Annotated in this window: 27 protein-coding genes, 3 tRNA genes and 1 pseudogene; 23 read left to right on the top strand and 8 right to left on the bottom strand. The window is 49.7% G+C overall.

Features of this window, described 5'->3' with window-relative positions; all coding sequences use genetic code 11:
• Positions 1–37: 37 nt before the first annotated feature.
• A complete protein-coding gene (selD, locus tag B6A39_RS15575) occupies positions 38–1,075 on the top strand; it encodes a selenide, water dikinase SelD (protein ID WP_083007121.1) in 1,038 nt (345 codons plus the stop codon).
• A complete protein-coding gene (gene mnmH / locus B6A39_RS15570; protein WP_083007119.1) occupies positions 1,072–2,160 on the top strand; it encodes a tRNA 2-selenouridine(34) synthase MnmH in 1,089 nt (362 codons plus the stop codon). Before selD ends, mnmH begins: the two co-directional genes overlap by 4 nt.
• 22 nt (positions 2,161–2,182) lie before the next feature.
• Here mnmH and B6A39_RS15565 read toward each other — a convergent pair whose 3' ends face one another.
• Entirely contained in the window at positions 2,183–2,875 is a 693-nt protein-coding gene (locus B6A39_RS15565) for a type 1 glutamine amidotransferase (RefSeq protein ID WP_083007118.1), read from the bottom strand.
• Between the two features lie 112 nt (positions 2,876–2,987).
• Here B6A39_RS15565 and B6A39_RS15560 point away from each other — a divergent pair, with 112 nt between their 5' ends.
• Positions 2,988–3,590, top strand: a complete 603-nt coding sequence (locus tag B6A39_RS15560) for a YjaG family protein (protein WP_083007116.1) — start codon at positions 2,988–2,990, stop codon at positions 3,588–3,590.
• A 13-nt stretch (positions 3,591–3,603) separates the two neighbouring features.
• On the opposite strand, the gene B6A39_RS15555 is transcribed toward B6A39_RS15560, so the two are convergent.
• Genes B6A39_RS15555 through hisB form a run of 5 tightly spaced genes read right to left on the bottom strand, consistent with a single transcriptional unit; the run spans position 3,604 to position 6,968 of the window.
• Positions 3,604–4,110: a hypothetical protein gene (locus tag B6A39_RS15555; protein WP_083007114.1), complete on the bottom strand. Its 507-nt coding sequence runs from the start codon at positions 4,108–4,110 to the stop codon at positions 3,604–3,606.
• A gap of 42 nt (positions 4,111–4,152) precedes the next feature.
• A complete protein-coding gene (gene hisF, locus B6A39_RS15550) occupies positions 4,153–4,926 on the bottom strand; it encodes an imidazole glycerol phosphate synthase subunit HisF (RefSeq protein ID WP_083007112.1) in 774 nt (257 codons plus the stop codon).
• Positions 4,923–5,669 (bottom strand): 1-(5-phosphoribosyl)-5-[(5-phosphoribosylamino)methylideneamino]imidazole-4-carboxamide isomerase, encoded by a 747-nt coding sequence (gene hisA, locus B6A39_RS15545; protein ID WP_083007111.1) that lies wholly within the window; start codon positions 5,667–5,669, stop codon positions 4,923–4,925. The genes hisF and hisA overlap by 4 nt, the downstream gene beginning before the upstream one ends.
• 11 nt (positions 5,670–5,680) lie before the next feature.
• A complete protein-coding gene (gene hisH, locus B6A39_RS15540) occupies positions 5,681–6,322 on the bottom strand; it encodes an imidazole glycerol phosphate synthase subunit HisH (RefSeq protein WP_083007109.1) in 642 nt (213 codons plus the stop codon).
• A 52-nt stretch (positions 6,323–6,374) separates the two neighbouring features.
• Positions 6,375–6,968, bottom strand: a complete 594-nt coding sequence (gene hisB, locus B6A39_RS15535; protein WP_009724907.1) for an imidazoleglycerol-phosphate dehydratase HisB — start codon at positions 6,966–6,968, stop codon at positions 6,375–6,377.
• 206 nt (positions 6,969–7,174) lie between these two features.
• Between hisB and B6A39_RS15530 the strand changes: the two genes are divergently transcribed.
• From B6A39_RS15530 to B6A39_RS15495, 9 genes and pseudogenes are all read left to right on the top strand, one after another.
• A complete protein-coding gene (locus tag B6A39_RS15530) occupies positions 7,175–7,657 on the top strand; it encodes an acetyl-CoA sensor PanZ family protein (RefSeq protein WP_083007107.1) in 483 nt (160 codons plus the stop codon).
• Positions 7,657–9,990 carry an AsmA family protein gene (locus B6A39_RS15525; RefSeq protein WP_083007106.1) on the top strand — a complete coding sequence of 778 codons (2,334 nt, stop codon included), beginning with the start codon at positions 7,657–7,659 and terminating at the stop codon, positions 9,988–9,990. Before B6A39_RS15530 ends, B6A39_RS15525 begins: the two co-directional genes overlap by 1 nt.
• 143 nt (positions 9,991–10,133) lie before the next feature.
• On the top strand, positions 10,134–11,246 hold the full coding sequence (mutY, locus tag B6A39_RS15520; protein WP_083007104.1) for an A/G-specific adenine glycosylase: 1,113 nt from the start codon (positions 10,134–10,136) through the stop codon (positions 11,244–11,246).
• Positions 11,247–11,301: 55 nt separating this feature from the next.
• Positions 11,302–11,577, top strand: a complete 276-nt coding sequence (locus B6A39_RS15515; protein WP_083007102.1) for an oxidative damage protection protein — start codon at positions 11,302–11,304, stop codon at positions 11,575–11,577.
• Between the two features lie 175 nt (positions 11,578–11,752).
• Positions 11,753–11,828, top strand: a tRNA-Phe gene (locus B6A39_RS15510).
• Positions 11,829–11,833: 5 nt separating this feature from the next.
• Positions 11,834–11,908, top strand: a tRNA-Gln gene (locus B6A39_RS15505).
• A gap of 72 nt (positions 11,909–11,980) precedes the next feature.
• Positions 11,981–12,056: transfer RNA gene (locus B6A39_RS15500), tRNA-Thr, on the top strand.
• A gap of 100 nt (positions 12,057–12,156) precedes the next feature.
• Positions 12,157–12,348 (top strand): annotated as a pseudogene (locus B6A39_RS19225) (DUF6538 domain-containing protein); the annotation flags it as partial.
• A 21-nt stretch (positions 12,349–12,369) separates the two neighbouring features.
• A complete protein-coding gene (locus B6A39_RS15495; RefSeq protein ID WP_198036726.1) occupies positions 12,370–13,695 on the top strand; it encodes a site-specific integrase in 1,326 nt (441 codons plus the stop codon).
• A gap of 138 nt (positions 13,696–13,833) precedes the next feature.
• Here the strand turns inward: B6A39_RS15495 and B6A39_RS15490 are convergent, their stop codons facing one another.
• Positions 13,834–14,109: a hypothetical protein gene (locus B6A39_RS15490; RefSeq protein ID WP_083007099.1), complete on the bottom strand. Its 276-nt coding sequence runs from the start codon at positions 14,107–14,109 to the stop codon at positions 13,834–13,836.
• Positions 14,110–14,333: 224 nt separating this feature from the next.
• On the opposite strand from B6A39_RS15490, the gene B6A39_RS15485 reads away from it, so the two are divergent.
• From B6A39_RS15485 to B6A39_RS15455, 7 genes are all read left to right on the top strand, one after another.
• Positions 14,334–14,948, top strand: coding sequence for a recombinase family protein (locus tag B6A39_RS15485; protein ID WP_083007097.1), 615 nt, complete (start codon positions 14,334–14,336; stop codon positions 14,946–14,948).
• Between the two features lie 158 nt (positions 14,949–15,106).
• Positions 15,107–15,427: a hypothetical protein gene (locus B6A39_RS15480; RefSeq protein ID WP_083007096.1), complete on the top strand. Its 321-nt coding sequence runs from the start codon at positions 15,107–15,109 to the stop codon at positions 15,425–15,427.
• Positions 15,427–15,801 (top strand): hypothetical protein, encoded by a 375-nt coding sequence (locus B6A39_RS15475; RefSeq protein WP_083007094.1) that lies wholly within the window; start codon positions 15,427–15,429, stop codon positions 15,799–15,801. Before B6A39_RS15480 ends, B6A39_RS15475 begins: the two co-directional genes overlap by 1 nt.
• On the top strand, positions 15,791–16,357 hold the full coding sequence (locus B6A39_RS15470) for a helix-turn-helix domain-containing protein (RefSeq protein WP_083007093.1): 567 nt from the start codon (positions 15,791–15,793) through the stop codon (positions 16,355–16,357). Before B6A39_RS15475 ends, B6A39_RS15470 begins: the two co-directional genes overlap by 11 nt.
• Positions 16,358–16,428: 71 nt before the next feature.
• The gene (locus B6A39_RS15465) at positions 16,429–17,601 is read left to right on the top strand and encodes a hypothetical protein (RefSeq protein ID WP_083007091.1); all 1,173 of its coding nucleotides are present in this window, start codon (positions 16,429–16,431) and stop codon (positions 17,599–17,601) included.
• Positions 17,602–17,808: 207 nt separating this feature from the next.
• Positions 17,809–18,054 (top strand): hypothetical protein, encoded by a 246-nt coding sequence (locus B6A39_RS15460; protein ID WP_083007090.1) that lies wholly within the window; start codon positions 17,809–17,811, stop codon positions 18,052–18,054.
• A complete protein-coding gene (locus tag B6A39_RS15455) occupies positions 18,051–18,422 on the top strand; it encodes a hypothetical protein (RefSeq protein ID WP_083007088.1) in 372 nt (123 codons plus the stop codon). Before B6A39_RS15460 ends, B6A39_RS15455 begins: the two co-directional genes overlap by 4 nt.
• A gap of 426 nt (positions 18,423–18,848) precedes the next feature.
• Here the strand turns inward: B6A39_RS15455 and B6A39_RS15450 are convergent, their stop codons facing one another.
• Complete coding sequence (locus B6A39_RS15450; RefSeq protein WP_083007087.1) at positions 18,849–19,298, bottom strand: META domain-containing protein; 450 nt, start codon at positions 19,296–19,298, stop codon at positions 18,849–18,851.
• Positions 19,299–19,629: 331 nt separating this feature from the next.
• Between B6A39_RS15450 and B6A39_RS15445 the strand changes: the two genes are divergently transcribed.
• The 4 genes from B6A39_RS15445 (at position 19,630) to B6A39_RS15430 (ending at position 23,721) form a co-directional block, all read left to right on the top strand.
• A complete protein-coding gene (locus B6A39_RS15445) occupies positions 19,630–20,466 on the top strand; it encodes a manganese catalase family protein (RefSeq protein ID WP_083007085.1) in 837 nt (278 codons plus the stop codon).
• A gap of 481 nt (positions 20,467–20,947) precedes the next feature.
• On the top strand, positions 20,948–21,754 hold the full coding sequence (locus B6A39_RS15440) for a Crp/Fnr family transcriptional regulator (protein WP_083007084.1): 807 nt from the start codon (positions 20,948–20,950) through the stop codon (positions 21,752–21,754).
• A gap of 188 nt (positions 21,755–21,942) precedes the next feature.
• Positions 21,943–22,926 carry an ectoine hydroxylase gene (gene thpD, locus B6A39_RS15435; RefSeq protein WP_083007082.1) on the top strand — a complete coding sequence of 328 codons (984 nt, stop codon included), beginning with the start codon at positions 21,943–21,945 and terminating at the stop codon, positions 22,924–22,926.
• A gap of 129 nt (positions 22,927–23,055) precedes the next feature.
• Complete coding sequence (locus B6A39_RS15430) at positions 23,056–23,721, top strand: fumarylacetoacetate hydrolase family protein (protein WP_083007080.1); 666 nt, start codon at positions 23,056–23,058, stop codon at positions 23,719–23,721.
• Positions 23,722–23,801: the final 80 nt, after the last annotated feature.

The following is a 23,801-nucleotide window of genomic DNA, read 5'->3' as shown; positions in this document are numbered from 1 at the left end:
ATGCTAAGGAAAAATATTAAGACTAAGGAGAGGCCTCATGAGTGCAATTCGGTTAACTCAATATAGTCACGGAGCGGGTTGCGGCTGCAAAATTGCCCCAGATGTGCTGGATGGAATTCTTGCTAAAGCAGGACCTGCCGCAGGCCATAAACGGCTCATTGTCGGTAACAAGGGACGCGAAGACGCAGCGGTATATGATTTGGGTGATGGCCGCGGCATGATTGCGACCACCGATTTCTTTATGCCGATTGTCGATGATCCCTTTGATTTTGGCCGTATTGCTGCCACTAACGCGATTAGCGATGTGTATGCCATGGGTGGCACGCCGGTCATGGCACTAGGGATTTTAGGTTGGCCGCTGGATAAGCTCAGTGCTGAGATCGCGGGGGATGTTGTTGCCGGTGCCCAGGCTGTTTGTCGTGAGCTAGGGGTAGCGTTAGCGGGCGGTCACTCGATCGACGCCCCTGAACCGATGTTTGGTTTAGCGGTCAACGGTTTAGTCGATTTGGCGCATTTAAAACTCAACAGCCAAGCAAAGCCTGATGACCTGTTATTCCTAACCAAACCACTTGGTGTTGGGCTATTAACTACGGCCGAAAAACGTGGTTTATTGGAGCCAGGCCATCACGGTCTGGCCCGTGAAACGATGCTCAAGCCCAATCATATCGGTGTTGAGTTAGCCAAGGTGAAAGGCGTTAACGCCATGACGGATGTCACCGGGTTTGGCCTTGCTGGACACTTAGCTGAAATGTGCAGCGCAAGCGGTGTGATGGCTCAGATCGATTTTCGCCGCTTACCCCGTTTAGCAGAAGCAGAAGCTTACCGTCGGCAGGGCGCTGTCCCCGGAGGTTCGCTGCGCAACCGCGACGCTCTTGGTAAAGCGTTGCCTAATATGGACGATGCTCACTGGCAATGGCTGTGTGATCCTCAGACGTCAGGCGGTTTGTTGATTAGTGTCGATCCTGCCTGGGAAGACGATGTAGAACGTATTGGTCGTGAGCACAGTCTTAACTTGGTACCGTTTGGCACCATGAAGGCAGCTCAAGGCGATGTTTTGATTGAGGTCATTGGATGACGCTAGCCACTGTTCCGGCATCATTGAACTTAATCGCGCAAAAAACGCCACTGATCGATGTGCGCGCCCCGGTTGAATTTGCTCAGGGCAGTTTGCCTGGTGCGGTTAACTTACCGTTAATGGATGATGATGAGCGCCATCAAGTTGGCATTGCTTATAAGCAGCAGGGACAGCAGGCGGCAATCAGTTTAGGTGAACGTTTAGTCAGCGGTGACACTAAGCGAGCACGCGTTGACGCGTGGCTGGAATACGTAGCGCGTCAACCAGACGCTATTATCTACTGTTTTCGCGGAGGTCTACGTTCACAAATTGCACAACAGTGGCTTGCTGATGCAGGTATCAGTAGGCCGCGTATTGACGGGGGCTGGAAGGCACTGCGACAACGGCTATGTCAGAGGATTGATGAGGCCTCCAGTCAGCCAATGCTGGTCGTGGCGGGGCTAACAGGCTGCGCAAAAACGATGCTTATTAATCAATTGAGTAACGGCATTGATCTGGAAGCTTTTGCCAATCATAAAGGATCGGCTTTTGGCCGACAGCCAGAAGAGCCGACGACCCAAATTAATTTTGAGCATGCTTTGGCTAAGCGTTTAATTGGTCTGTCAGGAAAATTGGTGATAGAGGATGAGTCGCGGCAAATCGGTAATGCCAATATTCCGCTTACGTTTTGGCATGGCCTACAACGTGCGCCGCGAATACGCATTGAAATGCCGTTGGATTGGCGTTTAGAGCAGTTGCGCCGTGACTATATTGAAGCACTGGAGCAGCGCTACACAGCCCGTTACGGCCAGCAAGAGGGCTGGCAGCGTATGCGACTTCAATTAGCCAATGCCCTTGAGCGCTTGGCGAAACGCTTAGGCAATGCCCGATTGCAGCGTCTACAGCGATTACAATGTATGGCTTTTGATGCCCATGCACTAGGGAATGTTCAAGCCCACGAAGCATGGCTTGCACCGCTGTTGACCGAGTATTACGACCCACTTTATCGCTATCACCTTGAAAAGCAGCGAGATAACCGCCCTATGGAGCTTCATGTTGGCGATTGGGAAAGCTGCTTAGAAGCCGCTAGGCAATGGAGTGCATAGCGGCGTCGTATTTCTCTATAGCTTATGCTGCTTTCAGCCATTGGGTCATCACGCGGTCTAACAGCGGAGCCAACTGATGAAAGCGTCCAGCATCTTCTAGGATCTGTTCATTGGTTTGTATGAAGCGTCCTGCTGCGGCAGTTTTTGGTTGTGGCCATTCTTCGGCATTGAGCAGTGGTGATATGCTGGTAGCCGTTGCTTCGAAATGGCACAGTAAACCGACGACACGCCCGGCATCCCACGAAAAACCTTGTAATGGTGCTGCTGCACTGCCGCCAAGCGGTAGTGCGCTTTCCGGTAAGCTGAACACGAGGCGGTGCCACATAAATGCCTCAAATTGTTCGGGTAGGTCAAAGGTGCTTTCTGGGTCAAGTGTTATTTGGTGCCAGCCAATTTCGGGGTAGGTGCCTGGTGCAATAACTGCCTCTAGCGCCTCCGCTATCCACAGTGCGCCTAAGCCAATACCCAATAATGGTTTTTGCCCATCCAAATAACGATTAATAAGCTTTCGTTCGGCTTTAAACCAAACGGGTGGTTCATTCACTAGGCATTCAGGGCCATCCAGTACAATTAATGCGTCGCACTCACCCGGTCGTGGGGTGAGCTCGCCCGCATAAAGATGAAAAACGGTGTAACTATGGCCCATACTCTCAAGCCAGTCAGTTAGACGAGCGGGACCATGGTCAGGGCCGTGCTGTAGCAGATGGATATGCATGGTAATCTCCTCGCCGGCCGATGTTAATAACGCGATAGGGATCTCCTGCCGCGTTTGTGCGACGATAACGCATCACGTTCATTTCACCAATATTGTGACCCAGGAAATCAGCATGGTGGCTAAACCCCTAGGATTTTACCAGCGGCTTCAACAGTTGCCTTTGCCCGCTCAGCAAGCGTTTATGGCAGCCCTTTGTGAACGTCTGCTACCTAACTACGCGCTTTATCAACAAACCACGGGGTTAGGTGACGAGCATACACTGCGTACTGTGCTGAGCCTGGTGTGGGAACGGCTGAGCGTTTCGAATGCTAGCATTGACTTTGCTCGGCAAGCGGAAAAGCTGGCTGAGTGCGAACCCCCGGAAAATGATGAGAGCTTTGGAGCACGCCGAGCGTTAGATGCTGTTGTGTCGGTATCCGCACTGCTGGATACGCTGCAGGGTGAATCGCCTGAAGCAGTGTTAGATGTCAGTCGCACCTCGCGAGCGGGCGTTCGCGCTTTTATCGAGCTAACGGAAGGTGAGGAAGATGCCCAGGCGCTAGCGCTGATCATTCGCGACCATCCCTTGATGGCCGACGAAAACGACTTCCAGGACGCTGTTTTGGACGCCGTGAGTGAGCCAATTAATAAAGCTTCCCTAAAAGAAATTCGTCAGCTAGGGCGTAATAATGGCATTAGTAATCTAGGTTTAACCTTAGACGAGGGTGAAGAGTAACGGTCGAAGCCGGTTAAAACCGCAGGCCCGCCGTCACCATTATGCCGGCGGTGCCGAAGATGATAAGGTCTGATTCTACGCGCCCCCATTGCACGCCAATGCTGGGTAGCAATGCAGGCGCCGTGCCTAAATGGTTAAAGGGAATCTTGTCGCGATATTCTCCTTTATAGCCGTGTAGAAGCCCGCCAGTTAGCTTGGCTCGTACGTTGATTCCTTCAGGAAATTGCCAAAGAGGGAATTCACGTCCTGCATAAAAATACCAGGTTGGTTGATCAAACGAGTTTTTAAACCATGCCGCCCCTGTTAACCAGCGGTCTGGATTATGTAGTTCAATGCTTACCAGTTTTTGCTGATTGGTATGGTCAGGGTCAGGGTCGAAATGGCGCGTTAGCAAACTGGTTTGCACCAGTGTGTGGTCGAGTTCTAAGGTGGGAGGCCAATCTGGCAAAGAAAAGGCTGAGACGGTAGTGCTCAGCCAAATTCCTGCTATCCCTCCTGCCCATTGATAATAACGAGGCATGTCACTGCTCCTGAGAGAAGGGCTTTTTGCTAAATGGCTTTGCTAAAGGCGCATTTCGATGCCGCGTTCCGCCATGTAGCGTTTTGCTTCTGGTATCGTATATTCACCGAAGTGGAAGATACTTGCTGCCAATACCGCATCGGCACCACCTTTAAGTACGCCGTCTACTAAGTGGTCCAGGTTTCCTACACCGCCAGAAGCAATCACTGGCACGCTGACGGCCTCAGAAATAGCGTGAGTCACTCCCAGGTCGAAACCCACTTTAGTACCGTCTCTGTCCATACTGGTTAACAGTAACTCGCCAGCACCAAACTCTACCATCTTTCTGGCCCACTCGATGGCATCCAGCCCCGTTGGTCGACGTCCACCGTGAGTGAATATTTCCCAGCGAGGAGGTTCGCCTTCTTTAGACACCTTCTTAGCGTCAATCGCCACCACAATACATTGGCTGCCAAAGCGCTCAGCGGCTTCGCGAACAAACTCAGGGTTAGTCACCGCGGCGGTGTTAATGGAGACTTTGTCAGCCCCAGCATTCAGCATAGTGCGAATATCATCGCAGCTGCGGATGCCTCCCCCCACGGTGAGGGGAATAAACACTTCACCGGCAATGCGCTCTACCATGTCGACGGTTGTGTCACGGTTTTCATGGCTCGCGGTAATGTCGAGGAAGGTGATTTCATCGGCTCCCTGCTGGTTATAGCGCTGGGCAATTTCGACCGGGTCGCCTGCATCACGGATGCCAACAAAGTTAACGCCTTTCACCACGCGTCCGGCATCGACATCTAAGCAAGGAATAATGCGTTTCGCTAAACTCATTTGTCGCCTCCGCTAAGTTGGTCGCTCAAGCGCTGCGCTTCTGCCACATCGAGGCTGCCTTCATAGATCGCGCGGCCGGTAATCGCGCCTAAAATGCCGCTGTCAGCGACATCACACAGCGCACGAATGTCATCTAAATTGGTGACGCCGCCGGAAGCAATCACGGGTAAACCGCCTTCACGGGCTAGCGCAGCCGTGGCTTCCACATTGACACCTTGCATCATGCCGTCGCGGGCAATATCGGTATAGACAATGCTGGAAACGCCGTCATTGGCAAAGCGCTTGGCGAGCTCGGTCGCCTTCAAAGTGGATACTTCCGCCCAGCCATCGGTGGCCACATAGCCATCTTTAGCATCCAGGCCAACAATAATGTGGCCTGGGAACGCACGGCACATTTCGCCCACGAAGTTCGGTTCTTTAACTGCTTTGGTGCCAATAATGACGTAAGAAACCCCGGCATTTAAATAATGTTCAATGGTTTCCGCCGAGCGGATGCCGCCGCCAATTTGAATAGGTAGCTCAGGGTAGGCGCGCGCAATTGCGGTGACTGCCTCGCCGTTCATCGGCTTGCCTTCAAAAGCGCCGTTTAGGTCAACCAAGTGCAGGCGGCGAGCACCCGCTTCTACCCAGCGAGCGGCCATGGCAACAGGATCATCGCCGTAGGACGTTGCATCGTCCATACGGCCTTGTTTCAAGCGCACACACTGGCCGTCTTTGAGATCAATCGCGGGAATTACCAACATTGTGAAACCTCTCAGGGCGTCCAGGTGACAAAGTTTTCAAGCAGGCGAAGGCCCGCGCGGGAGCTTTTTTCAGGATGGAACTGCACAGCGAAGGTGGCATCACGGCCAATCGCTACATGGGCGCATACTTTGCCGTACTGGGTAGTACCAAATACTTGAGCATCGTCAGCCGCATTGACGTAGTAGCTGTGCACAAAATAGAAGTGTTCGTTATCGTCAATGCCAGACCATAACGGGTGATCGTGATGTTGCGCCACAAGATTCCAGCCCATGTGAGGGACTTTTAAGCGCTGTTCATAATCATCACGCATATTGGCCGGAAAGCGATCGACGCTGCCATGGAAAAAGCCCAGGCAATCTACGCCACCGTTCTCTTCGCTACGCTCCATCAGCATTTGCTGGCCCACGCAAATACCCAATAGTGGTTTCGCTTGACGAGTAAGGATGTCATCGACTAAACCGCGCAGCTCGGTACGTTCCAGCTCGCCTACACAGTCCCGAATAGCCCCCTGGCCCGGGAGTACTAGGCGCGTAGCACCTAAAATACGCCGAGGGTCGCGGGTAATAATCACATTTTCGTGGGTAACATGCTCAAGCGCTTTTGCCACAGAGTGCAGGTTGCCCATTCCATAATCGATTACTGCGATGGTCATAAAGCGCTCCTTGTTATCGTTGGCGAGCTACCACTTGATGCAATACTCGGCATTATAGGCTTCCTTTGGTAGACGGCATTTGTCCCGCCATACGAGGGTCTTCTGCCACCGCCATGCGCAGCGCGCGGCCAAACGCTTTAAATATAGTCTCAGCCTGATGATGAGCATTAAAGCCTTTTACATTGTCAATATGCAGGGTGACGCGCGCATGATTGACAAAACCTTGGAAAAACTCCCAAAACAGCTGGGTATCCATACGGCCAATGGTATCGCGGGTAAAGTCGACATTCATATAAAGACCTGGACGGCCGGAAAAGTCGATAACCACACGGGACAGCGCTTCATCAAGAGGAACGTAGGCATGCCCGTAGCGGTAGATGCCGCGTTTATCGCCGATCGCTTGGTGAAACGCTTGGCCCAGGGTAATGCCTAGATCTTCGACCGTGTGGTGATCATCGATGTGTAGGTCGCCTTTTGCGTCAATATCGAGATCCACCATCCCATGACGAGCCACTTGATCAAGCATATGATCAAGAAACGGAACGCCGGTGTCGCTGCGGAGACGGCCTTCACCGTCAAGGTTGACGCTGACCGTAATCTGCGTTTCGTTGGTGTCACGGCTTACCGTGGCAATACGCGCTGACATGTTACATCTCCTGCGCTGATGCGCACTCTGAGGGGGTATTGGTGGATCGTCGGGTAATGTTAACACCGCTAGATCAAAGCATAACCTGTGCCAAAAGCGACCATTATAGTGAATCGGCGCCCCCATCCGCTACAATGCGCGAAAGGTAGCCGCCTTTGCTGGCGGTAGAATAGCAGCCTTGCTGCTTTGGCAAAGAGGATTTCACCATGCCGGTGACACTGCATTACGTCGACCAGGCCCGCTGGGAGGCTGAGGAGCAGGTGCGTATTGACTTAATACGCATTTATGAAGATGCGCCCCAAGAGCGAATGCCTACACCAACGGTCACCCCTTTTATTGAACAGCATTTAAAAGGGCAGCATTTTTTTGCTTGCGCACATTTTAACGATAGGCTGCTCGGTGCGGTGGCAATAAAAGAAGCAGCTGATCGCGCGTGGTGGCTTTCAGAGCTGTGCGTGCGTAAACCTACTCGACGGCGCGGCGTAGGCACGCGGTTAATGGCCCTCTTAGGCGAGCAGGCGAAACAAGAAGGGCGTGTGCTACGCATTGAAACGTCATCGCTACCGTTAGCTGACCGCGTACTGCTCTCTAAGTTAGGTTACCGACCAATGGCTAATGAACACTCTTCTCAACCAGACGCACCAACGACCAGTGATTTTGTTGAGCTAGACCCACAAGGAAAAGGGTAATGAATCAGCTACTACGTATTTTGCTGGCCGCGATAGGTATTTTAGCGATCGTTGCTGTTGCCGCAGTGGTATATGTCACCACTTTTCTTGACCCAGAAGATTTTAAGCCTCGGCTAACCGCTGTTGTAGAAGAACAAACTGGCTTGAATCTGGCATTGGAAGGCCCTATCACATGGTCATTTTATCCGCGTATAGGGGTCAGTGTTGAGCAGGCAAAAGCGTGGCTGCCAGAGCAAGCCCAGGACGAGAGTGCGTTTGCCGCTATTGAACGAGCCGAAGTTAGCGTGGCCTTTGCCCCCTTGTTACGTGGCGAAATCGCTGTTGATGGCTTAACCCTAGACGGCATGCGCTTAAATCTCGAGAAGAATGAACAAGGTGAAAGTAATTGGCAGCCGTTACTAGAGCGCCTCGCTGAACAGGGGAACGAAACAGCGGAAACAGTACTAGCTCCTGCAAGTGCTGGCCCCAACGCAGATGCTGGTAATTTGTCGGTGGTGCTGAATATTGCCAGTGTAGAAGTGAAAAATGCTGACATTCGCTTCCGTGATGAGCAAAGCCAAGCGCTATGGCGTGTGCAGCCGCTCAATATTTCAGGCGCCAACGTCAATCCTTTACGCTCTTTCCCTTTAAAAGCCATGTTCACACTCACTAAGCATAATCGCTTAGATGCAGAGGTGTTGGAGCGTACGCCTGACCTGACCAGCGAAGTGAATCTCGAAACTCGTCTTCGTTTAGGTCTGAAGGATGAACAGTTGGTTTTTGAAAACATCCAGTTAACGACCCGTACGCGACGCGCTGGAGAAAGTGATCCGCAGCAGCTTAGTTTGAAGGCAGCTGAAATAGTTGCCCGAATGGGTGAGCAACAACTTACGATTCGCGAGGGTGTCGTTGACGCGGGCTTACGTCATCCAGACAATTGGCAGGGTAGCCTTGCGCTCTCGTTGGCATTTGGCTTGGAAAGTGACTTGGCGGCGCAAACTGCTCAGTTTAAAGATGCCCAGTTAACCGGGCCAGATGGGCTGAGAGTCAGTGGCCATCTCAATGTCGAAAAGTTTTTGGACTCTCCTCAGTACAGCGGCCAACTCACCGCAGCTCCTTTTACATTGCGGCCTTGGTTATCTCGCGCAGGGATTACCCTCAATACGGCCAATGAAAGCGCACTGAGAGATGTGGCGATGACTAGCCCAATTGAAGGCGATATGGCGAGTATTGCACTGCCGCGTCTTTCCTTAGTAGTGGACGACAGTACCTTTACAGGTAATATTTCCGCCGCGCTGGACGGTACTTGGCTTGCCTTTAATCTGGAAGGCGACCAACTAAATATTGATCATTATCTGCCTGGACCCGAAACCGCTCAACAAGCTAGCCGAGGCATGCTGCGCAAAGCCTTCGCCCAAACCGATGGGGCACTATTGCCTCAGGAATGGCTGAGCACGCTATCGCTAGAGGGGGACTTAAGCGTCGACCAGCTTGTGCTGGCTGGATTAACGTTCGATGACACTTCGCTAAGCTTGCGCGGCGAGAATGGAGTGCACCAACTGACAGCCTTTGAGTCGCGTTTTTATGAGGGCGAGCTTAATTCGACAGGCCGTCTTGATGCCACTGCAGACGTGCTGGAATGGCAGGTTTCTCCCCGTGTCAGTGATGTTCAGGTAGCACCGCTCATTGAAACCTTTAGCGAAGAGGCGTCACCGTTACGAGGCCGCTTTAACTTGGAAGGCGCACTGACGACCCAAGGCAATCGCCGTGATGCGCTCACCAATAATCTTAACGGCGAGCTAAGTGCACAACTGAACGACGGCGCTATTCTGCAAACGAATATCTCCCAGCAAATGTGTGAGATAGTGGCGCAGCTAGAGGGCGAAGGTACCCTGCGCGAATGGGAGCCTGATACGCGCTTTGAGCGGTTTGACGCGACCTTCCAAGTGCGTAATGGCGTAGTAAACAGTGACGATTTACTTATCACCCTTCCTGGCATTGACGTACAAGGTGAAGGCGAATTCAATCTCAATACGCTGAATTTTACTACTGAGGCAAATGCTAGGCTGGTTAACACGGCGGATGCAGCCTGTAACGTGAATCGGCGTTTAGAGCAGTTGCCACTTCCCGTTCGCTGTGAAGGCCATGTGAGCGACGATAAAACCCAGTGGTGCCGATTTGATCGTTCTGCTTTCCAGGCAGCGGTAATAGACCTGCTACGTAACGAAGCAGGCGGCCGCCTTGAAGAAGAGCTTGAAGAGCGGCTGGGCGACTCACTTGATCAAATTGACGAACGGCTAGGAGAAGGCGCTGGTCAGGAACTTCGAGAGGGGATCCGTCGTCTATTTAACTGAGCAACCATACTTGTTTTGAACCGATACAATAAGTGCGCGCCGGCCTTACCGCCGGCGCTTTTTTACGTGTTAGTTAACTACATAATAGTAAGGCCAACTGACGACTGATTGCAGGGTGCGGTTTTACTGTTTAAGGAAATCCTATGGCCGACATGTTTACGCCGTGTCTCGCAGCAGAAGAGTTTCAACGCCGCTTGCTTACCTGGTTTGATCAGTATGGACGGCATGACCTGCCTTGGCAGTCGCCCCGAAGTGCCTACCGGGTATGGGTATCTGAAATTATGCTCCAACAAACCCAGGTCGCTACGGTTATTCCCTATTTCAAACGCTTTATGACGCGCTTTCCCACGTTAGAAGCACTGGCCAACGCACCTCAGGACGACGTGCTGCATCTCTGGACTGGGCTGGGTTACTACGCGCGTGCCCGCAATTTGCATAAAGCGGCCCAAGTGGCATTAGCATCCCATGGGGGAGAGCTGCCAACGGATAGTGTCGAAGCGTTAATGGCGCTGCCGGGTATAGGCCGTTCCACGGCTGGCGCTATCATCGCGCAAAGTTCTGATAAACAAAGCTCTGGTCAGCAAGCCGCGATTTTAGATGGCAATGTAAAACGATCGCTGACTCGCTTGCATGCCATTACTGGCTGGCCAGGCAAACCAGCAGTAGAGCGTTCACTATGGACGCTAGCTGAGTATTTCACGCCCGATACCCGTCTTGCCGACTATACCCAAGCCATCATGGATTTCGGCGCCACACTGTGTAAACGCAGCAAACCTGATTGCCTGATCTGTCCGTTTAACGACGTATGCCGTGCCTACGCCCAAGGCGAGCCGCAACGCTTTCCCGAATCCAAGCCTAAAAAAGCCTTGCCTACACGTGAAACCATTATGCTGATGCTACGAGACAGGCAAGGGCGGGTGTGGTTAGAGCAACGGCCACCCAGCGGCCTATGGGGAGGTTTATGGAGCCTGCCCCAATTTGAGCAACATAGTGAACTGAACGATTGGCTGGCTGATTATGTGACCTCCCCCGAACGCCATACGCCGCTGCCCAGCTTTACTCATACGTTTAGTCATTTTCGGCTATTGATTACGCCTCAGCCAGTCAGTTGCGATAGGCTGAGCGGCGTAAGAGAAGACGGCGTATGGTATGACGTTGACGAACCGCCCGCTCTTGGCTTGGCTGCGCCGGTTAAATCGCTGCTGAGCCAGCTGGCGCCTTTTGCCCTAGATCCAACGCCAGGGCCGTCGCGCTAGCCTCACTTGCGTTATTACTTTTATGTTCGCACCATTATTTAAAAAGGAGTACACCATGAGCACCACCGTTTTCTGCCGCAAGTACCAACAAGAGCTGCCCGCTCTGCCATTTCCACCATTACCAGGTAAGCAGGGCCAAGAGATTCAAGCCACCGTGTCTAAACAGGCCTGGGAAGAGTGGCAGTCGTTGCAAACGCGCTTGATCAATGAAAAGCACCTCAACATGTTAGAGCCCGAGGCACGCGCTTATTTGATGGATCAAATGCAGCGTTTTCTAAATAACGAAGCTACGGACCAAGCCGAAGGTTACGTGCCGCCTACCCAGGCTTAAGCTTACATGTTGGCAAGTCTGCAAGGAGTGAAACTCGGTACAGCCCACGGATGGCGTGGCTTTTGCACGTTTCGAGCCCTACTAAAAAGCCCTCTAAGCACGTGACTAGAAAGAAAGTTTCACGAAAGTGTTGACGAAAAGCTGAGTTTTTAGTTTAATACGCACCGTTGGCAGCGGCCAGATAGCTCAGTTGGTAGAGCAGGGGATTGAAAATCCCCGTGTCGGCGGTTCGATTCCGTCTCTGGCCACCAAACGTTGGGGTATCGCCAAGTGGTAAGGCACCGGTTTTTGGTATCGGCATTCCCAGGTTCGAATCCTGGTACCCCAGCCATTGCCAACAAGATTTCTTGTTGATTGCAAAGCCTAACAGTGAAGCAGTCAAGTTCTCAAGAAAGCGCGAAGCGCCGACATAGCTCAGTTGGTAGAGCAACTGACTTGTAATCAGTAGGTCCCGGGTTCGACTCCTGGTGTCGGCACCACAGCGTTATTAAAGCCTTAAGTTTTAAGGGCTTGAGAAGCTTACCAAGTATTTCATGAAGAAAGTGGGTCACTCCGGTGCCCCACTTTTTTTGTGTGCCTATGACTTACGGAACCTATCTAACCCGTTCTCGCCACCAGACAAACTGGTATGCTCGGATTGTTATCCCCATAGATGTCAGGCAACACTTTCGGCAGCGCCGAGAGTTTCGAAAGACCCTCTCCACTTCTTGTAAAGCTACTGCTAAGCGCCGAGCAGTGGCGATATGGCTGACTTATCAGGAAGTGTTTGACGCCTTAAGGAATGGGCTACCAGTGAAAGAAATTAACCCTGAGTGGGGCGCTTTAGCGTTTATACCTAATGCTTCACAACCTCGCATGGAAGAGCGTCCTAACGTAAAAAACGAGCAGTATAGATTTCTCAGTGTTGAACCAATTATCGGTTATCGCGAGAGTGATGGTGGCTCTGTCGCTATAGAATACGTCACGTTTCATCCTGTGACAGGTATGCCGATTATTGAAGGTGAGACGCCGGAAAATACTATACGCATTGCTAAAGAGCTAATGGCACATCACCGAGAATTATCCGGCAATAAAGCACAACTCTCCATGCCCTTAGAGGAGGAGTTAAAGCCAGCTGGGAAGATGCTCAGTGAGCTGTTCGAAACGTTCCTGACTGAGCGTCAGCGGGACAGCTCGGATGATACTAAATCAGCCCACCGCTATGCCTTCGATGTGTTCGTTGAGCTGATGGGCGATATGTCGGTTAAAGAATTGACCAAGAGCGTGGCGCGTGAGTTTGCTGACGAATATCGAGACTACCCTGTCCAGCGCAGAAAGGGGAGTTGGGCCAAAATGTCACTGGATGATCTGATGGCGATCGAAAGGCCGCGAATTTCAGCGACGACGTTCAATAACAACATCAGAAAGTTAACGACTTTTGGGCAATGGCTCGTAACTATCGACGAGCTATCAAAGAATCCATTTACAGCTATTACCAAGGCCACGGAGGCAGACGCAAACAAAACAAGAAGTTGGTCTGATGACGAGTTGAAGAGGTGGTTCCAGTCTCGTGAATACTTGCAACATCGCGAAAGCATCGACACCGTTGCTAGATACTGGTTGCCCCTGTTGGCGCTCTACTCAGGCGCTCGGCTTGAAGAACTTGCATCATTGACCCCTGGCGACATTAGCACTTTTAAAGGGGTTCTCGCTTATCGCATCCATGGTGAGGATGGACGTCGTTTGAAAAACTCGAATGCTTGGCGCTACGTGCCTATTCATTCTCATCTGGTGCGCCTCGGATTCATGGAATACGTTAAAGGCAGAAAGGGGAAAGAGCGGCTTTTTCCTCTAACGTGCTATCGAGGAAAGTGGAGCAAGTATGTCTCTAAACGACTTGGTGAGATGCGCCAGCACTTGAAGATTGAGCCTAATTTTCACGGGTATCGCAATACCGTTATTACGAGGCTTTTCGAGCACGCTGAGCAGGCTCACCATGTGCCTCTAATCACGGGGCAGGAGGTGTCAGGCGAGGCTTGGCAATACCTTATGAAGTCAGATAAAAGTGTTTTACTACCTAAGTTGTCAGAGCTGGTCGAGAAATTGGACTGGTCTCACATCATCGACATTCCCACCTGATCCTCCCAGCCGCTGTCCCTTAACGGACAGCGGCCTGACTGACCCGCCCTGATCCAAAATTGGCCCAAGAATCAGGCTTGCTGGAGCAAGCAACAGAGCTCCGCTGCCTGCCTTGCATGGATTACTTGCGCCGCTTTTTTACTTCTTTGAGATCTTGTCTCTTGTCGCAGCAATATCATTAAGCATTTCATCAATGATATTTAATAGCTCATCTTTGTGGAGTGAATCGGTCTCCTCTTCTTGCTCAACAACGGGCGAGTTTTTACCTTTAAGATATTGCTTGCATGCATCTACAACGATATCCCTTATATACTTATCCTCTACTGCGGACACCTGCTTGAGCTCTCTGTGAAGAGACAGAGGGACTTCAATCGTCATCCTTTTAAGCTTTTTCTGATCCTGAGTGTTTTCCATTTGGCATTCCTCGTGGCACTGCGTTAATCATTAATGCATTTACATGATCTCATAACTGCATATGATGTCAAGCTCTGCTGAGAACGGATTGTCGTATTGAATAGGGTATACCTCAAGCGATACATTTTTAATGCTGCTTATTCCGTATCGATATTTATGTTTTTTAACCCAAAGCGATACAATATATTTCGATACACCCTATTCGATACAAGAGCCTTTTCATTATGTATATCCGTGCCTACCTTCGCGCCAGCACCGAAGACCAAGACGCCAGCCGTGCCCGTGACCAACTAACCGGATTCGCCAAGGATCAAAGCCGCAATATCGCGAGTTACTACATGGAGAACGTATCCGGGGCCAAGACTGAACGCCCGGAGTTGCGTCGGCTACTGAACGACGCACAGCCGGGAGACGTGCTGTTAGTGGAAGCTATCGACCGTCTATCCCGCCTACCACGTGAAGACTGGAAGCAATTACGTGCTGAGATTGAGATTAAAGGCCTGCGTGTAGTGGCTGTCGACCTGCCCACCAGTCACCAAGGAATGAAGGACACCACCGGAGATGAGTTCACCGCTAGGATGCTCGACGCTATCAACGGCATGATGCTCGACATGATGGCCGCCATCGCCCGTAAAGATTATGAGGATCGACGCCACCGACAAGCCCAGGGCATCGTAAAGGCGAAGGAGCAAGGAATTTATAAAGGCAGGCCGAAGGATGCAGCGAAGCGTAAAAAAATCGCTGAGCTACTGGCAGATGGTAAGACCGTTAGAAAGGTAGCGGATTACATCAAATGCTCCACCAGCACCGTTCAGGACGTGAAGAAGAACGGGATATGACTAGACAGCCTCTCTAAGTATAAGTTTTTGATTATAATGAAATATTTGCATGTAACAGTAGCGTTTTAAGCATGGTTGAGAGTATTATGTGAGTAGTCACTTACACTGGATTTATGACCATGCCTAACCCCGGCATCCGCCCTAACAAGGGCAAGACAATGACATCACACGAGCGGGTGAAACGCTCTCGACGCCGCAAACAAATTTTTCACCAAGCCGCTCAGTCTTACGACATGACTCCTATAACGATTTATCTGACAAACGCCATCATAAGCATGATGGAGCGGCTTAAATGCGAGGATGCCAATGGCGTCAATAACACCGACACCATTGCCTTCGCGGCTCTTTTCGATTGGCTAAACTCTCAACCGGAATCGCTCAAGGCTAAGCTTGGTTTTGCCACAGATAGTCACGCCTTTAATCCATTTGAGCTGGCGCTGTCAGAAGCCGCCGTGCAGATTAACCGAGAGGGGCTGTAATGAATAAGGAACAGGGACAGCAGCTTAAAAGAATTATTCAGGTCGCAGACGAGGCGCAAGAAGCGCTCAACATCCGGCGCTACTCCTTCAGCCTTCCTGCTGATCTGATGGATGCTGTTCGGAAGCTGCCTTATGAGGTCATACCATGGAACGAACTAGACGACGAGCGCGTTGCTCGTATTATCCACGCTTATCTGTCTGGCTTACCTGATGAGGTCAAGAAAGAAGCAGGCGTTCGTCACTATGACGATCCCACCACTACGCTGAAACTCGCGATCAAAACAACCCGTATTAAGCTGAAAAATGAAGGGATCGACCTAAGCGCACCGCTCAGCAGAAGGAAAAAGCCGAAAGGGTCAAGGCATGTCCACTAAGCCCGACATCGAAGCTCAGGCAGTGGTTATGCTCGAAGTAGGTTACACGCTGACCTCAGTCGCTAAACGTCTCGACTTGTCTATATCAACGGTCAAGCGCATCAAGAAGCGCCGTGGCGTGGTGGCGGGGGCCGTCACTCAAGAGATGATCGACGCCCATCGAGCAGAGCTTCGCAAGTCATTTGATGAAGAGTGGATCAGAACGCAGGCATCCGCTTTAATTGACGACGAGCTGGCGCTCGCACACGAGCTAAGGGAGCGTGTCTATACAGCTCTGGAGAAAGCGCCAGCGCCGGATGATATGCAGTCCTGGGGGATGCACCTACGTGGCCTCACGGCTGCTTCCACAGCCTTGAAGAATACAAGTGACGTTCTGCATAGAGCCATCGGCTACAACCGCGCAGACAGCGAGGCTGAGCAATTGCCGGAGCTGGTTGTTCGTGCCCTGACTGATGAAGAGATTCAAGCCATTAAAGCGGCGGGTGCCAGTAGGCTCGAAAGCGAGGGAGTCGAGGGCGAACACCAAGAGGACGCAGATTTAGTTGTGCTGACCTAGAGCAGCAACCAGACAAAAGAAAGCCGACCCCATAAGAGATCGGCAAATTATTCGATTGATAGGATTGTAGCATGGTCGCCACACGATCTCACCCACCCACTGACGCGAATAATGCAACTTTTCGCATCATCGATGGCCCCCATCTGAATCGCCCAAGCCCAGAGCTGGCGCGGGTTTTCCTGCATAGAGAGGCCACTGGCAACGGTGCCCGGCTATTAGTCTCTATTAAAGACCTATATATACCTGAATGGGACAAGAAGCCGCTCTCTGAGAAGGACGGGAAACTGTCCTTTTCAAGAGGTCTGAGATCATTTCATCAAGTGCTTGAGCAGGTGAGGCGGAGCGCGAGCGATTGCCGATTGGCAGCGGTAACCGTAACGCTCTCAGAGAAATCGGCGCGGCAAATGGTCGCCAGTAGCAAGAAGAACGAAAGATCGTTCATCAACACCCACGCCAACCGCATCAATAAACGGCTTCGAGATCGTGGCATCCCCGCTGCATGGTTTGGTGTGGTTGAGGATTGTGGCGACCGTGGCCGCGCCAAGTTATCAGGGCTGCATGTCCATATGACCGTTGCCTACCACGTCGAAGATGAAGTGGAGATCAAAGCTGTATTCCGTAAAGACAAGAGAGACGGAAACAACAGCTTCATGACGTGGAAGGTCGAGCATGAAGGTCGACCGATTAGCATAAGTTGGTCGGATTACCAGTCAAAGGACTTATTCAAACGTTCCGACTATCTCTCCAAAGGTTCGGAGCGAATCTTTGCCCCCAAGGACATAAGAGCCGAAGCCAAGCAGCTTTATGAGACACGGCGTAAGCGTCTCACCAACCTTGAGAAACACTGGGAAGAACTGGAAAGCCGTTCCTTCACGCAGATATGGGGCTTCATCCAGCATGGCCGGAGTCTACCCAGCCGTGAGCCTGAGCCGTTCGACTGGGAGTATCATGATGCTCTGGGCGCTGCTAGCGATGACCCTATGCCTAACCATTCAGAAGACAGTATCGACTCCCTTCTGGATTCTCTGGACGATATAGAGCCATGTCCGGTGCCAGCCTCAGAACCGCTTATGGCAAAAATTGATATGTCGGAGCTGGACAGCCTGCCTGACCTTGACGAGATGCAGGACGCCATTGCTGGCGCTGATAACGACCAGCAGGTTGTCCCCAAAAAAAAAGCAAAAGTCCTAGAAAAAATCGCCCCGTTTCTATGCATTGCAGAGACAACGCCCGGAGATATTTGAAAATCGCTTAAGCAGACAGCGCAAGCGGGAAAAGGCAAATAGCCAATGTATATTCATGCTCTAAATTGATTTAATAATTAAATTTAATATATCAAATTGTTATAAAAACTAAGTAGACGCTTACTCATACTTCTAAATTAAAATTCTCGTGTGGCAATCCGCCATCACCATACGAGAAGAACTACAGTGGCCGCAGAGACAAAGTGCATGGAAGTCCCACAGATCGTCACGCCAAATGATAATTCCAACGAACGCTTCGAGGTTCAACAGCTCACCGCTGTTGAGTTCGTTACCCTGCTGGAAGCCTCGGAAGTCTTTAAAAGGGACGACACCGGCGATCTCACCATATCCAACTGCTTACACCCTACACGCGGGCATACAGTGCTGGTGGAAGGCATTTCGGCGAGTTATTTCAGCATCCAACAGTTGACCAATTGCGAGGTGCTAAAATGAAGAAAACCAACAAAAATCTTCTAGGATGGGCGCTCACCCTCGGAGTCTTACTTTCAGCACCTGTCCAAGCTAACAACGCGGCTGAAGCTTGTGGTGTTATGACTCAAAAACTAGCGGTAATTAGTGGCCATACTTACTGGAATGGATACGAAAATCGCTGGGAAAAGACCAGTTCAAGAAGCCTAGACGAAACATTAGATTCTATGGTGATAGAAGCTTACCAGTTAACGCGGTCTCAGCTGGAAGAGCGCTGGCCTGGATTCTGGGACTGGTCTCGACAGGAGCTTTTAAAAGCTTGGCAGCTGGATTTGAATCCTGATCAACTCCAATCGCAAGCTTATAGCAGTTGTGTGCTGCGCTGGTCTTAACTCTATTCTGCTAAGTATCCCGTCGGTAGCTGGTTGCCATAAAGAGTGTTTCAGCCTAGGATGAGCCAACTTCATCCACTCCCATTAGGGTGATCCACTTTTCATGGTGATGTAGTGGGCGTAACTGCCTTAACTATACGAAATAATTGGTCTTTTTGGTGTGCATTAGTCCCCGGGTTCGACTCCTGGTGTCGGCACCACTAAAAGTGGTTAAAATCAGAGCGTTAGAGAATTAGATTAAGCCACCCGAAAGGGCGGCTTTTTCGTGTGTGCTACTTACCCTATTCCGAACTGGCGTTATCCACACCCACTATCTAAATAGTGACTGTGGATAACGCTAGTTCAGAAAGCTTGCCCTGACCAGCCTGCCTCAGATAACCCAGTAAAGCTTTTTAACCTTAATTATAACGCTGCAAGACTACCCTATTAATAAAGATGCACGGCCTCAAACACTGCTACTGGTTTGCCGTTGGCGTTTTTAAGCGACAGGGTACTGCCGTCTACTTGCCAGGTGTCCACCTGCGCAAGTGTGCTTAGCATTGCCTGCTCATTACGCATTTGCGTGTCGGGGCAGGCCATCATCGTGGTGCCAACTTGTTCAAACGCTATTTGCTTACCATCAACACGGTAACTTCCGATTAAGGCATTGCAGCCAGTTGATCCGGCTAGCCGTGAGTTTTCTTCATGGAGCACAAGGTGAGGTTCACGCAAGTTGTCGGCAGTGGTGATGGTCTGTCCTTCAAGGGTGTCCAGTTTCCAGTACGTATTGGTTAGTGTTTCGTCAGGTTGGACTGCTTTGTTAGGGGCTGAATGTAATTGGCACCCGCTTGCCATTAGTATGAACATGGTAGATGCGATAAGAGGTAGTGTTTTCATAGATCGTTTCTCTAGGTTTTTAGCTTAAATAATAATTAGCTCGCAAAGATTTTTAATTTTAACTTATATTATAGGTTTTTGGAAAATAACCTGGCTCTGTTTTATATTATCTATATAAATATTAAAAGTTTTATTTTTTATGCTATCTGCTTGATTATCACTTTTGCTCAGCTAGCCTAAAGTAACTTGAGTAATGAATTTTTATAGGGTGCTCAGGTAATATAATGGCTAAGGGGATAGTTGTGCATGTCATTTTCTCAAGGAATAAAAACTCTGATGTAAGGCATATGGAATTTTTATTCGAGAAGGTTTACTCAAGGAGGGTAGCACGATGTTTTATCACTCTGGAAAATTACAGTACCCCGTTAAAGTAGATAAGCCGAACCCTGAGTTTGCTATGTTGTTACAGCAAGCAATTGGTGGTGTTGAAGGCGAAATTCGAGTAGCTATGCAGTATTTTTTCCAGGCGATGGGGGCGAGAGGCGATGATCGAATACGTGATCTACTGATGTCGACCGCTACTGAAGAGCTTTCTCATATTGAGATGTTGGGGCATGCTGTCGCGCTTAATCTGGAAGGTGCTCCTGTATCGTATCAGGAAGCGACGGCAAAAGACCCTGTGATGAACGCAATTCTTGGTGGAGCAAATCCGCGCCATTTGCTTTCATCGGGGCTTTCCGCAATGCCTGTTAATGCTAATGGTGTTCCCTTTGATATGAGTCATGTTTATGCCACAGGCAATATTGCTGCTGATATGATGGCGAACGTGGCAGCAGAGGCGGGTGGACGAGTGTTAGCGTCACGGCTGTATAATTGGACTGACGACAATGGTATGAAGGATTTCCTTTCCTTCCTCATTGCCCGAGATACTTATCACCAGCAGCAGTGGTTGGCAGTCATTGAAGAGTTGGGTGGTTTTGAAAAGCAGCTACCGATTCCCAATGCCACGCCGGAAACCAATGAGGCGACACAACATTCGTATTACTATCTAAATACCTTAATAGATAAAAAAGCCCCAGAGGGTCGCTGGTCAAGTGGTCCCTCGTTGGATGGACGTAGTAAGTACAGCGTGCGAGAGCAGCCTGAGCCTGAAGGTCAGGAGCCTAGTCTGGGGAAGGCTAAATCGAAGTCTGGTGCACAGAAAGAGCAGATTGACCCTGAAAAGTAAGCTCCTCATAAAATGCCTTGTTTGTGCTGCTGAGAAGTCCTAAGTAGCAGGGCTATATTTATTATCATGACTGAACTGTGACCTAACCCTCGCCAGAGCTTGCCGAGGGTTTTTTTATGATAGGTACTTGATAAATTATTTTAGCTCAAAAATCGTTTTCTGATGCTTAAGGGTTTTTGGTATGGAGGTATTGGGAGTTTTTATAAGAATCTAGAATTAGATGACGTAAGGTTAATAGAGAAGGTTTTTATTCGGGCTGTTTAATGTTTTAATTCTAAGTTAATTAATCATATAGGATTGCTTTTTAATAAAAATCAATATTTTATATTTTTAATACGCTTCACCACTGCGTCATAAAAGGACCTTGTTTATTTATTCAGTGTTGACTATATTTTTGTCGCGAAACTTTTTTTAATATTTATTTAGTTGTACTTTTTTTATGAAGTGCATAATTTTTGTCTAACTACAATGGAGTGTAGAGATGAAAGGGCTTACTGCGGATCGAGTTCCACTAGCGAGCGATATAAGTCTTAAAAGTAAGCTTGGAAGCTTGGGTGATAATAATGCAGTAGGTATTACCGTAGCACAGGTGCTGGGTCTGTATGGAAAAATGGGAGATAAGTCGCTCAATGTACTGTCAAAAATGCCCCAAAAGCCTGTGGAGCTAAAGAAGAGTCAGCAGTTTTTCTCTGTCAGTGACGGACGTTCCGATATTTTTGTTATAAAAGATGGGTGGGCAAGTCTATCTCATCCAACGAGTGCACGTGGGCAGGATATTTGTAATATTTTTATGCCTGGCGATATCATTGGCATGCGTGAGAGCTTTTTTGAACGTTACGATGTCATTATATTTCCGATTACTAATTGTGAGCTTGTAAAATTGTCTGGGGATTACCTTCATACGCTTTGTAAAGAAAACGAGGAGATTAGAAAGGCCATAACATCTTATGTCATGGTGAATGACAATATCACGATCGAACGCCTCAGAAGCTGCACGCATCATCGGTCAGTAGAACGCGTTGCGCACTTTTTACTTGAAGTGTACGCACGTTTTAAATTTAAAGGACTTTTGGAAGGCGATGTTTTTGATTTTCCTGTTACCCAAGAAATCGTTGGGGAGCTTTTAGGTATGACGAGTGTTCATGTGAGTCGCTGTATGACAGCACTTGAACAGAAAAAATTTATTCGAAAAACTCGGAGTAGTATTAAGCTTTTAAAGCCAAATGAAATGGCAGAAAATACTGGTTTTGATAGTGATTTTATTTATGGTCATATTTGTTTAGATTAGTTATTTGAAAGTCATTGCTAGGTCCTTTTGATAGGGGTTAAAGAGATTTCATAACACACGTTATAAATTAAGATATATGGGTTGCAAGGGCTAATCATTTGGCTACCCTATTGTTTGTGTAATGTGCAATTGAAAGCCAATGCATACATTTATTGGTCTGAAATTTAATCATACAAGGAGTGGATTAGATGACAGTCAGCAACAATTCTCTCAAGACTATTACTGCCTATAAGCAATATAGTGAAATGTCGGATATGCCGTCGGCGCAACGTACATCGGTGAAAGATGAGTACCCAACGCGCTTGGCATCAGCCCCGATTTCGCTAACTCTGCCGCGTCGCGATGCAGTGATAAAGGGGCGGCACTTATCAGGCCCACTATCTCAAAAACAGCTTGATGAGTTTGAGCGTAAAGGGTTTTTGTTTATTCCAAACCTAATTTCAGGCGAAGAGCTGGAGGCACTTAGCCATGAAATGACGCTGTTGATGAGCAATGATGCTTATCGTGATCAAGAATTCAGCGTTACCGAGCCAGAAAGCCACAACATTCGTTCGTTATTTGCGATACATAAGCTTTCAAAGCGCTTGGGTCAGTTGGCTAGCGACGAGCGCATAGCGGGTGCTGCCCGGCAGATCATTGGCACTGATCCTTACGTGCATCAATCACGGATTAACTATAAGCCAGGTTTGGCAGGTAAAGGGTTTAATTGGCACTCTGATTTCGAGACGTGGCACGCGGAAGACGGTATGCCGAATATGCATGCTGTTAGCGCCTCTCTGATTTTGACTGACAATCATGAATTTAATGGCCCGCTTATGCTGATTCCAGGCTCCCATTTAGAATTTGTGCCCTGCTTGGGAGAAACGCCGGAAGATAATCATAAAAGTTCACTTAAGGCACAAGAGGTTGGTGTTCCTAGTCCTGAAGCGTTAACTCAACTGGTGTCTAAATACGGGATTGAAGCGCCAAAAGGTAAAGCAGGAGGCTTGTTGCTATTTGATTGCAACACGCTACATGCGTCTAATGCTAATTTGTCGCCTGACCCGCGTAGCAACGTGTTCTTTGTATTTAATCGTCCGGATAATCGCTGCGTTGAACCGTTTGCTGCTCCAAGGCAGCGTCCTAGCTTTTTGGCGCATGGGCCTGATGATCGCTGGACGCCCGATGCATAATCTAACGTATCGCTAGTGGTATGTATGAAATGCTGTAGAAGAGATTGTGGAACATATGCATAGCTGGGGTAGACTGTTGCGCCTGTCGTTGCGAATGCGGCACGCATAATGAGAAGGAGAGGACCCGCCATGCGTTTTGTTCCACAGTTTACCGATGGCCAGGAGTTTCCCCACACGTTGGGCAAAATCGTCTGCGTTGGCCGCAACTATGCCGACCATGCCAAAGAACTGGATAATCCGGTTCCCAGTGAGCCACTGTTATTTATGAAGCCCGCCACCAGTGTGGTGGACTTGACTAGACCTCTTGATCCGCCGTTTTCACGGGGAGATGTACATTATGAAGTCGAACTGGCGCTTTTGGTTGGAGAGACACTGACCCACGCTACTCAAGATGAAGCAGAGCGTGCCATTGTGGGTATTGGCCTAGCGATGGATTTAACGCTTCGTGATGTACAAACCAAGCTGAAAGAGAAAGGGCACCCGTGGGAAATAGCAAAAGCATTTGATGGTGCTTGTCCACTATCACCGTTCTTGCCGCTAGGCCGTGTACCCAATTGGAATGCACTGGTATTCACCCTTGAGATTGATGGTGAAGAGCGTCAACACGGAGAGGGTGCCGATATGATCTTTGCAATTCCTACGCTGGTGGCAGAGATGAGTCGTCATTTCACGCTAGAACCGGGTGACGTTATTTTGACAGGTACACCCGCGGGGGTCGGCGAGTTGCCCCGTGGTGCCTCGCTGCGTTTAACATTGACCGGTGGACTAGAAGTCATCACTAGCGTAGTAGAGTAGTTGGATGGCGATGACGCCAAAACCAACAATAGGTAAACGCGAAAAGCCACTGACATCGTCAGTGGCTTTTTTGTTGGCTT

Source organism: Halomonas sp. GT, from assembly GCF_002082565.1.
GTDB lineage: Bacteria > Pseudomonadota > Gammaproteobacteria > Pseudomonadales > Halomonadaceae > Vreelandella.
This window is presented reverse-complemented; position numbering and strand designations above follow the sequence as displayed.

Excerpts from the sequence above, each read along its gene's own strand:
- B6A39_RS15515 (WP_083007102.1), top strand. The coding sequence starts at position 11,302 with ATGAGCACCACCGTTTTCTGCCGCAAGTACCAACAAGAGCTGCCCGCT.
- B6A39_RS15440 (WP_083007084.1), top strand. The coding sequence starts at position 20,948 with ATGAAAGGGCTTACTGCGGATCGAGTTCCACTAGCGAGCGATATAAGT.
- B6A39_RS15455 (WP_083007088.1), top strand. The coding sequence starts at position 18,051 with ATGAAGAAAACCAACAAAAATCTTCTAGGATGGGCGCTCACCCTCGGA.
- mnmH (WP_083007119.1), top strand. The coding sequence starts at position 1,072 with ATGACGCTAGCCACTGTTCCGGCATCATTGAACTTAATCGCGCAAAAA.
- hisF (WP_083007112.1), bottom strand. The coding sequence starts at position 4,926 with ATGAGTTTAGCGAAACGCATTATTCCTTGCTTAGATGTCGATGCCGGA.
- hisB (WP_009724907.1), bottom strand. The coding sequence starts at position 6,968 with ATGTCAGCGCGTATTGCCACGGTAAGCCGTGACACCAACGAAACGCAG.
- B6A39_RS15445 (WP_083007085.1), top strand. The coding sequence starts at position 19,630 with ATGTTTTATCACTCTGGAAAATTACAGTACCCCGTTAAAGTAGATAAG.
- hisH (WP_083007109.1), bottom strand. The coding sequence starts at position 6,322 with ATGACCATCGCAGTAATCGATTATGGAATGGGCAACCTGCACTCTGTG.
- mutY (WP_083007104.1), top strand. The coding sequence starts at position 10,134 with ATGGCCGACATGTTTACGCCGTGTCTCGCAGCAGAAGAGTTTCAACGC.
- thpD (WP_083007082.1), top strand. The coding sequence starts at position 21,943 with ATGACAGTCAGCAACAATTCTCTCAAGACTATTACTGCCTATAAGCAA.
- B6A39_RS15530 (WP_083007107.1), top strand. The coding sequence starts at position 7,175 with ATGCCGGTGACACTGCATTACGTCGACCAGGCCCGCTGGGAGGCTGAG.
- B6A39_RS15565 (WP_083007118.1), bottom strand. The coding sequence starts at position 2,875 with ATGCATATCCATCTGCTACAGCACGGCCCTGACCATGGTCCCGCTCGT.
- B6A39_RS15480 (WP_083007096.1), top strand. The coding sequence starts at position 15,107 with ATGACATCACACGAGCGGGTGAAACGCTCTCGACGCCGCAAACAAATT.
- B6A39_RS15525 (WP_083007106.1), top strand. The coding sequence starts at position 7,657 with ATGAATCAGCTACTACGTATTTTGCTGGCCGCGATAGGTATTTTAGCG.
- B6A39_RS15555 (WP_083007114.1), bottom strand. The coding sequence starts at position 4,110 with ATGCCTCGTTATTATCAATGGGCAGGAGGGATAGCAGGAATTTGGCTG.
- B6A39_RS15450 (WP_083007087.1), bottom strand. The coding sequence starts at position 19,298 with ATGAAAACACTACCTCTTATCGCATCTACCATGTTCATACTAATGGCA.
- B6A39_RS15490 (WP_083007099.1), bottom strand. The coding sequence starts at position 14,109 with ATGGAAAACACTCAGGATCAGAAAAAGCTTAAAAGGATGACGATTGAA.
- B6A39_RS15460 (WP_083007090.1), top strand. The coding sequence starts at position 17,809 with ATGGAAGTCCCACAGATCGTCACGCCAAATGATAATTCCAACGAACGC.
- B6A39_RS15470 (WP_083007093.1), top strand. The coding sequence starts at position 15,791 with ATGTCCACTAAGCCCGACATCGAAGCTCAGGCAGTGGTTATGCTCGAA.
- B6A39_RS15465 (WP_083007091.1), top strand. The coding sequence starts at position 16,429 with ATGGTCGCCACACGATCTCACCCACCCACTGACGCGAATAATGCAACT.
- selD (WP_083007121.1), top strand. The coding sequence starts at position 38 with ATGAGTGCAATTCGGTTAACTCAATATAGTCACGGAGCGGGTTGCGGC.
- B6A39_RS15475 (WP_083007094.1), top strand. The coding sequence starts at position 15,427 with ATGAATAAGGAACAGGGACAGCAGCTTAAAAGAATTATTCAGGTCGCA.
- B6A39_RS15430 (WP_083007080.1), top strand. The coding sequence starts at position 23,056 with ATGCGTTTTGTTCCACAGTTTACCGATGGCCAGGAGTTTCCCCACACG.
- B6A39_RS15485 (WP_083007097.1), top strand. The coding sequence starts at position 14,334 with ATGTATATCCGTGCCTACCTTCGCGCCAGCACCGAAGACCAAGACGCC.
- B6A39_RS15560 (WP_083007116.1), top strand. The coding sequence starts at position 2,988 with ATGGTGGCTAAACCCCTAGGATTTTACCAGCGGCTTCAACAGTTGCCT.
- hisA (WP_083007111.1), bottom strand. The coding sequence starts at position 5,669 with ATGTTGGTAATTCCCGCGATTGATCTCAAAGACGGCCAGTGTGTGCGC.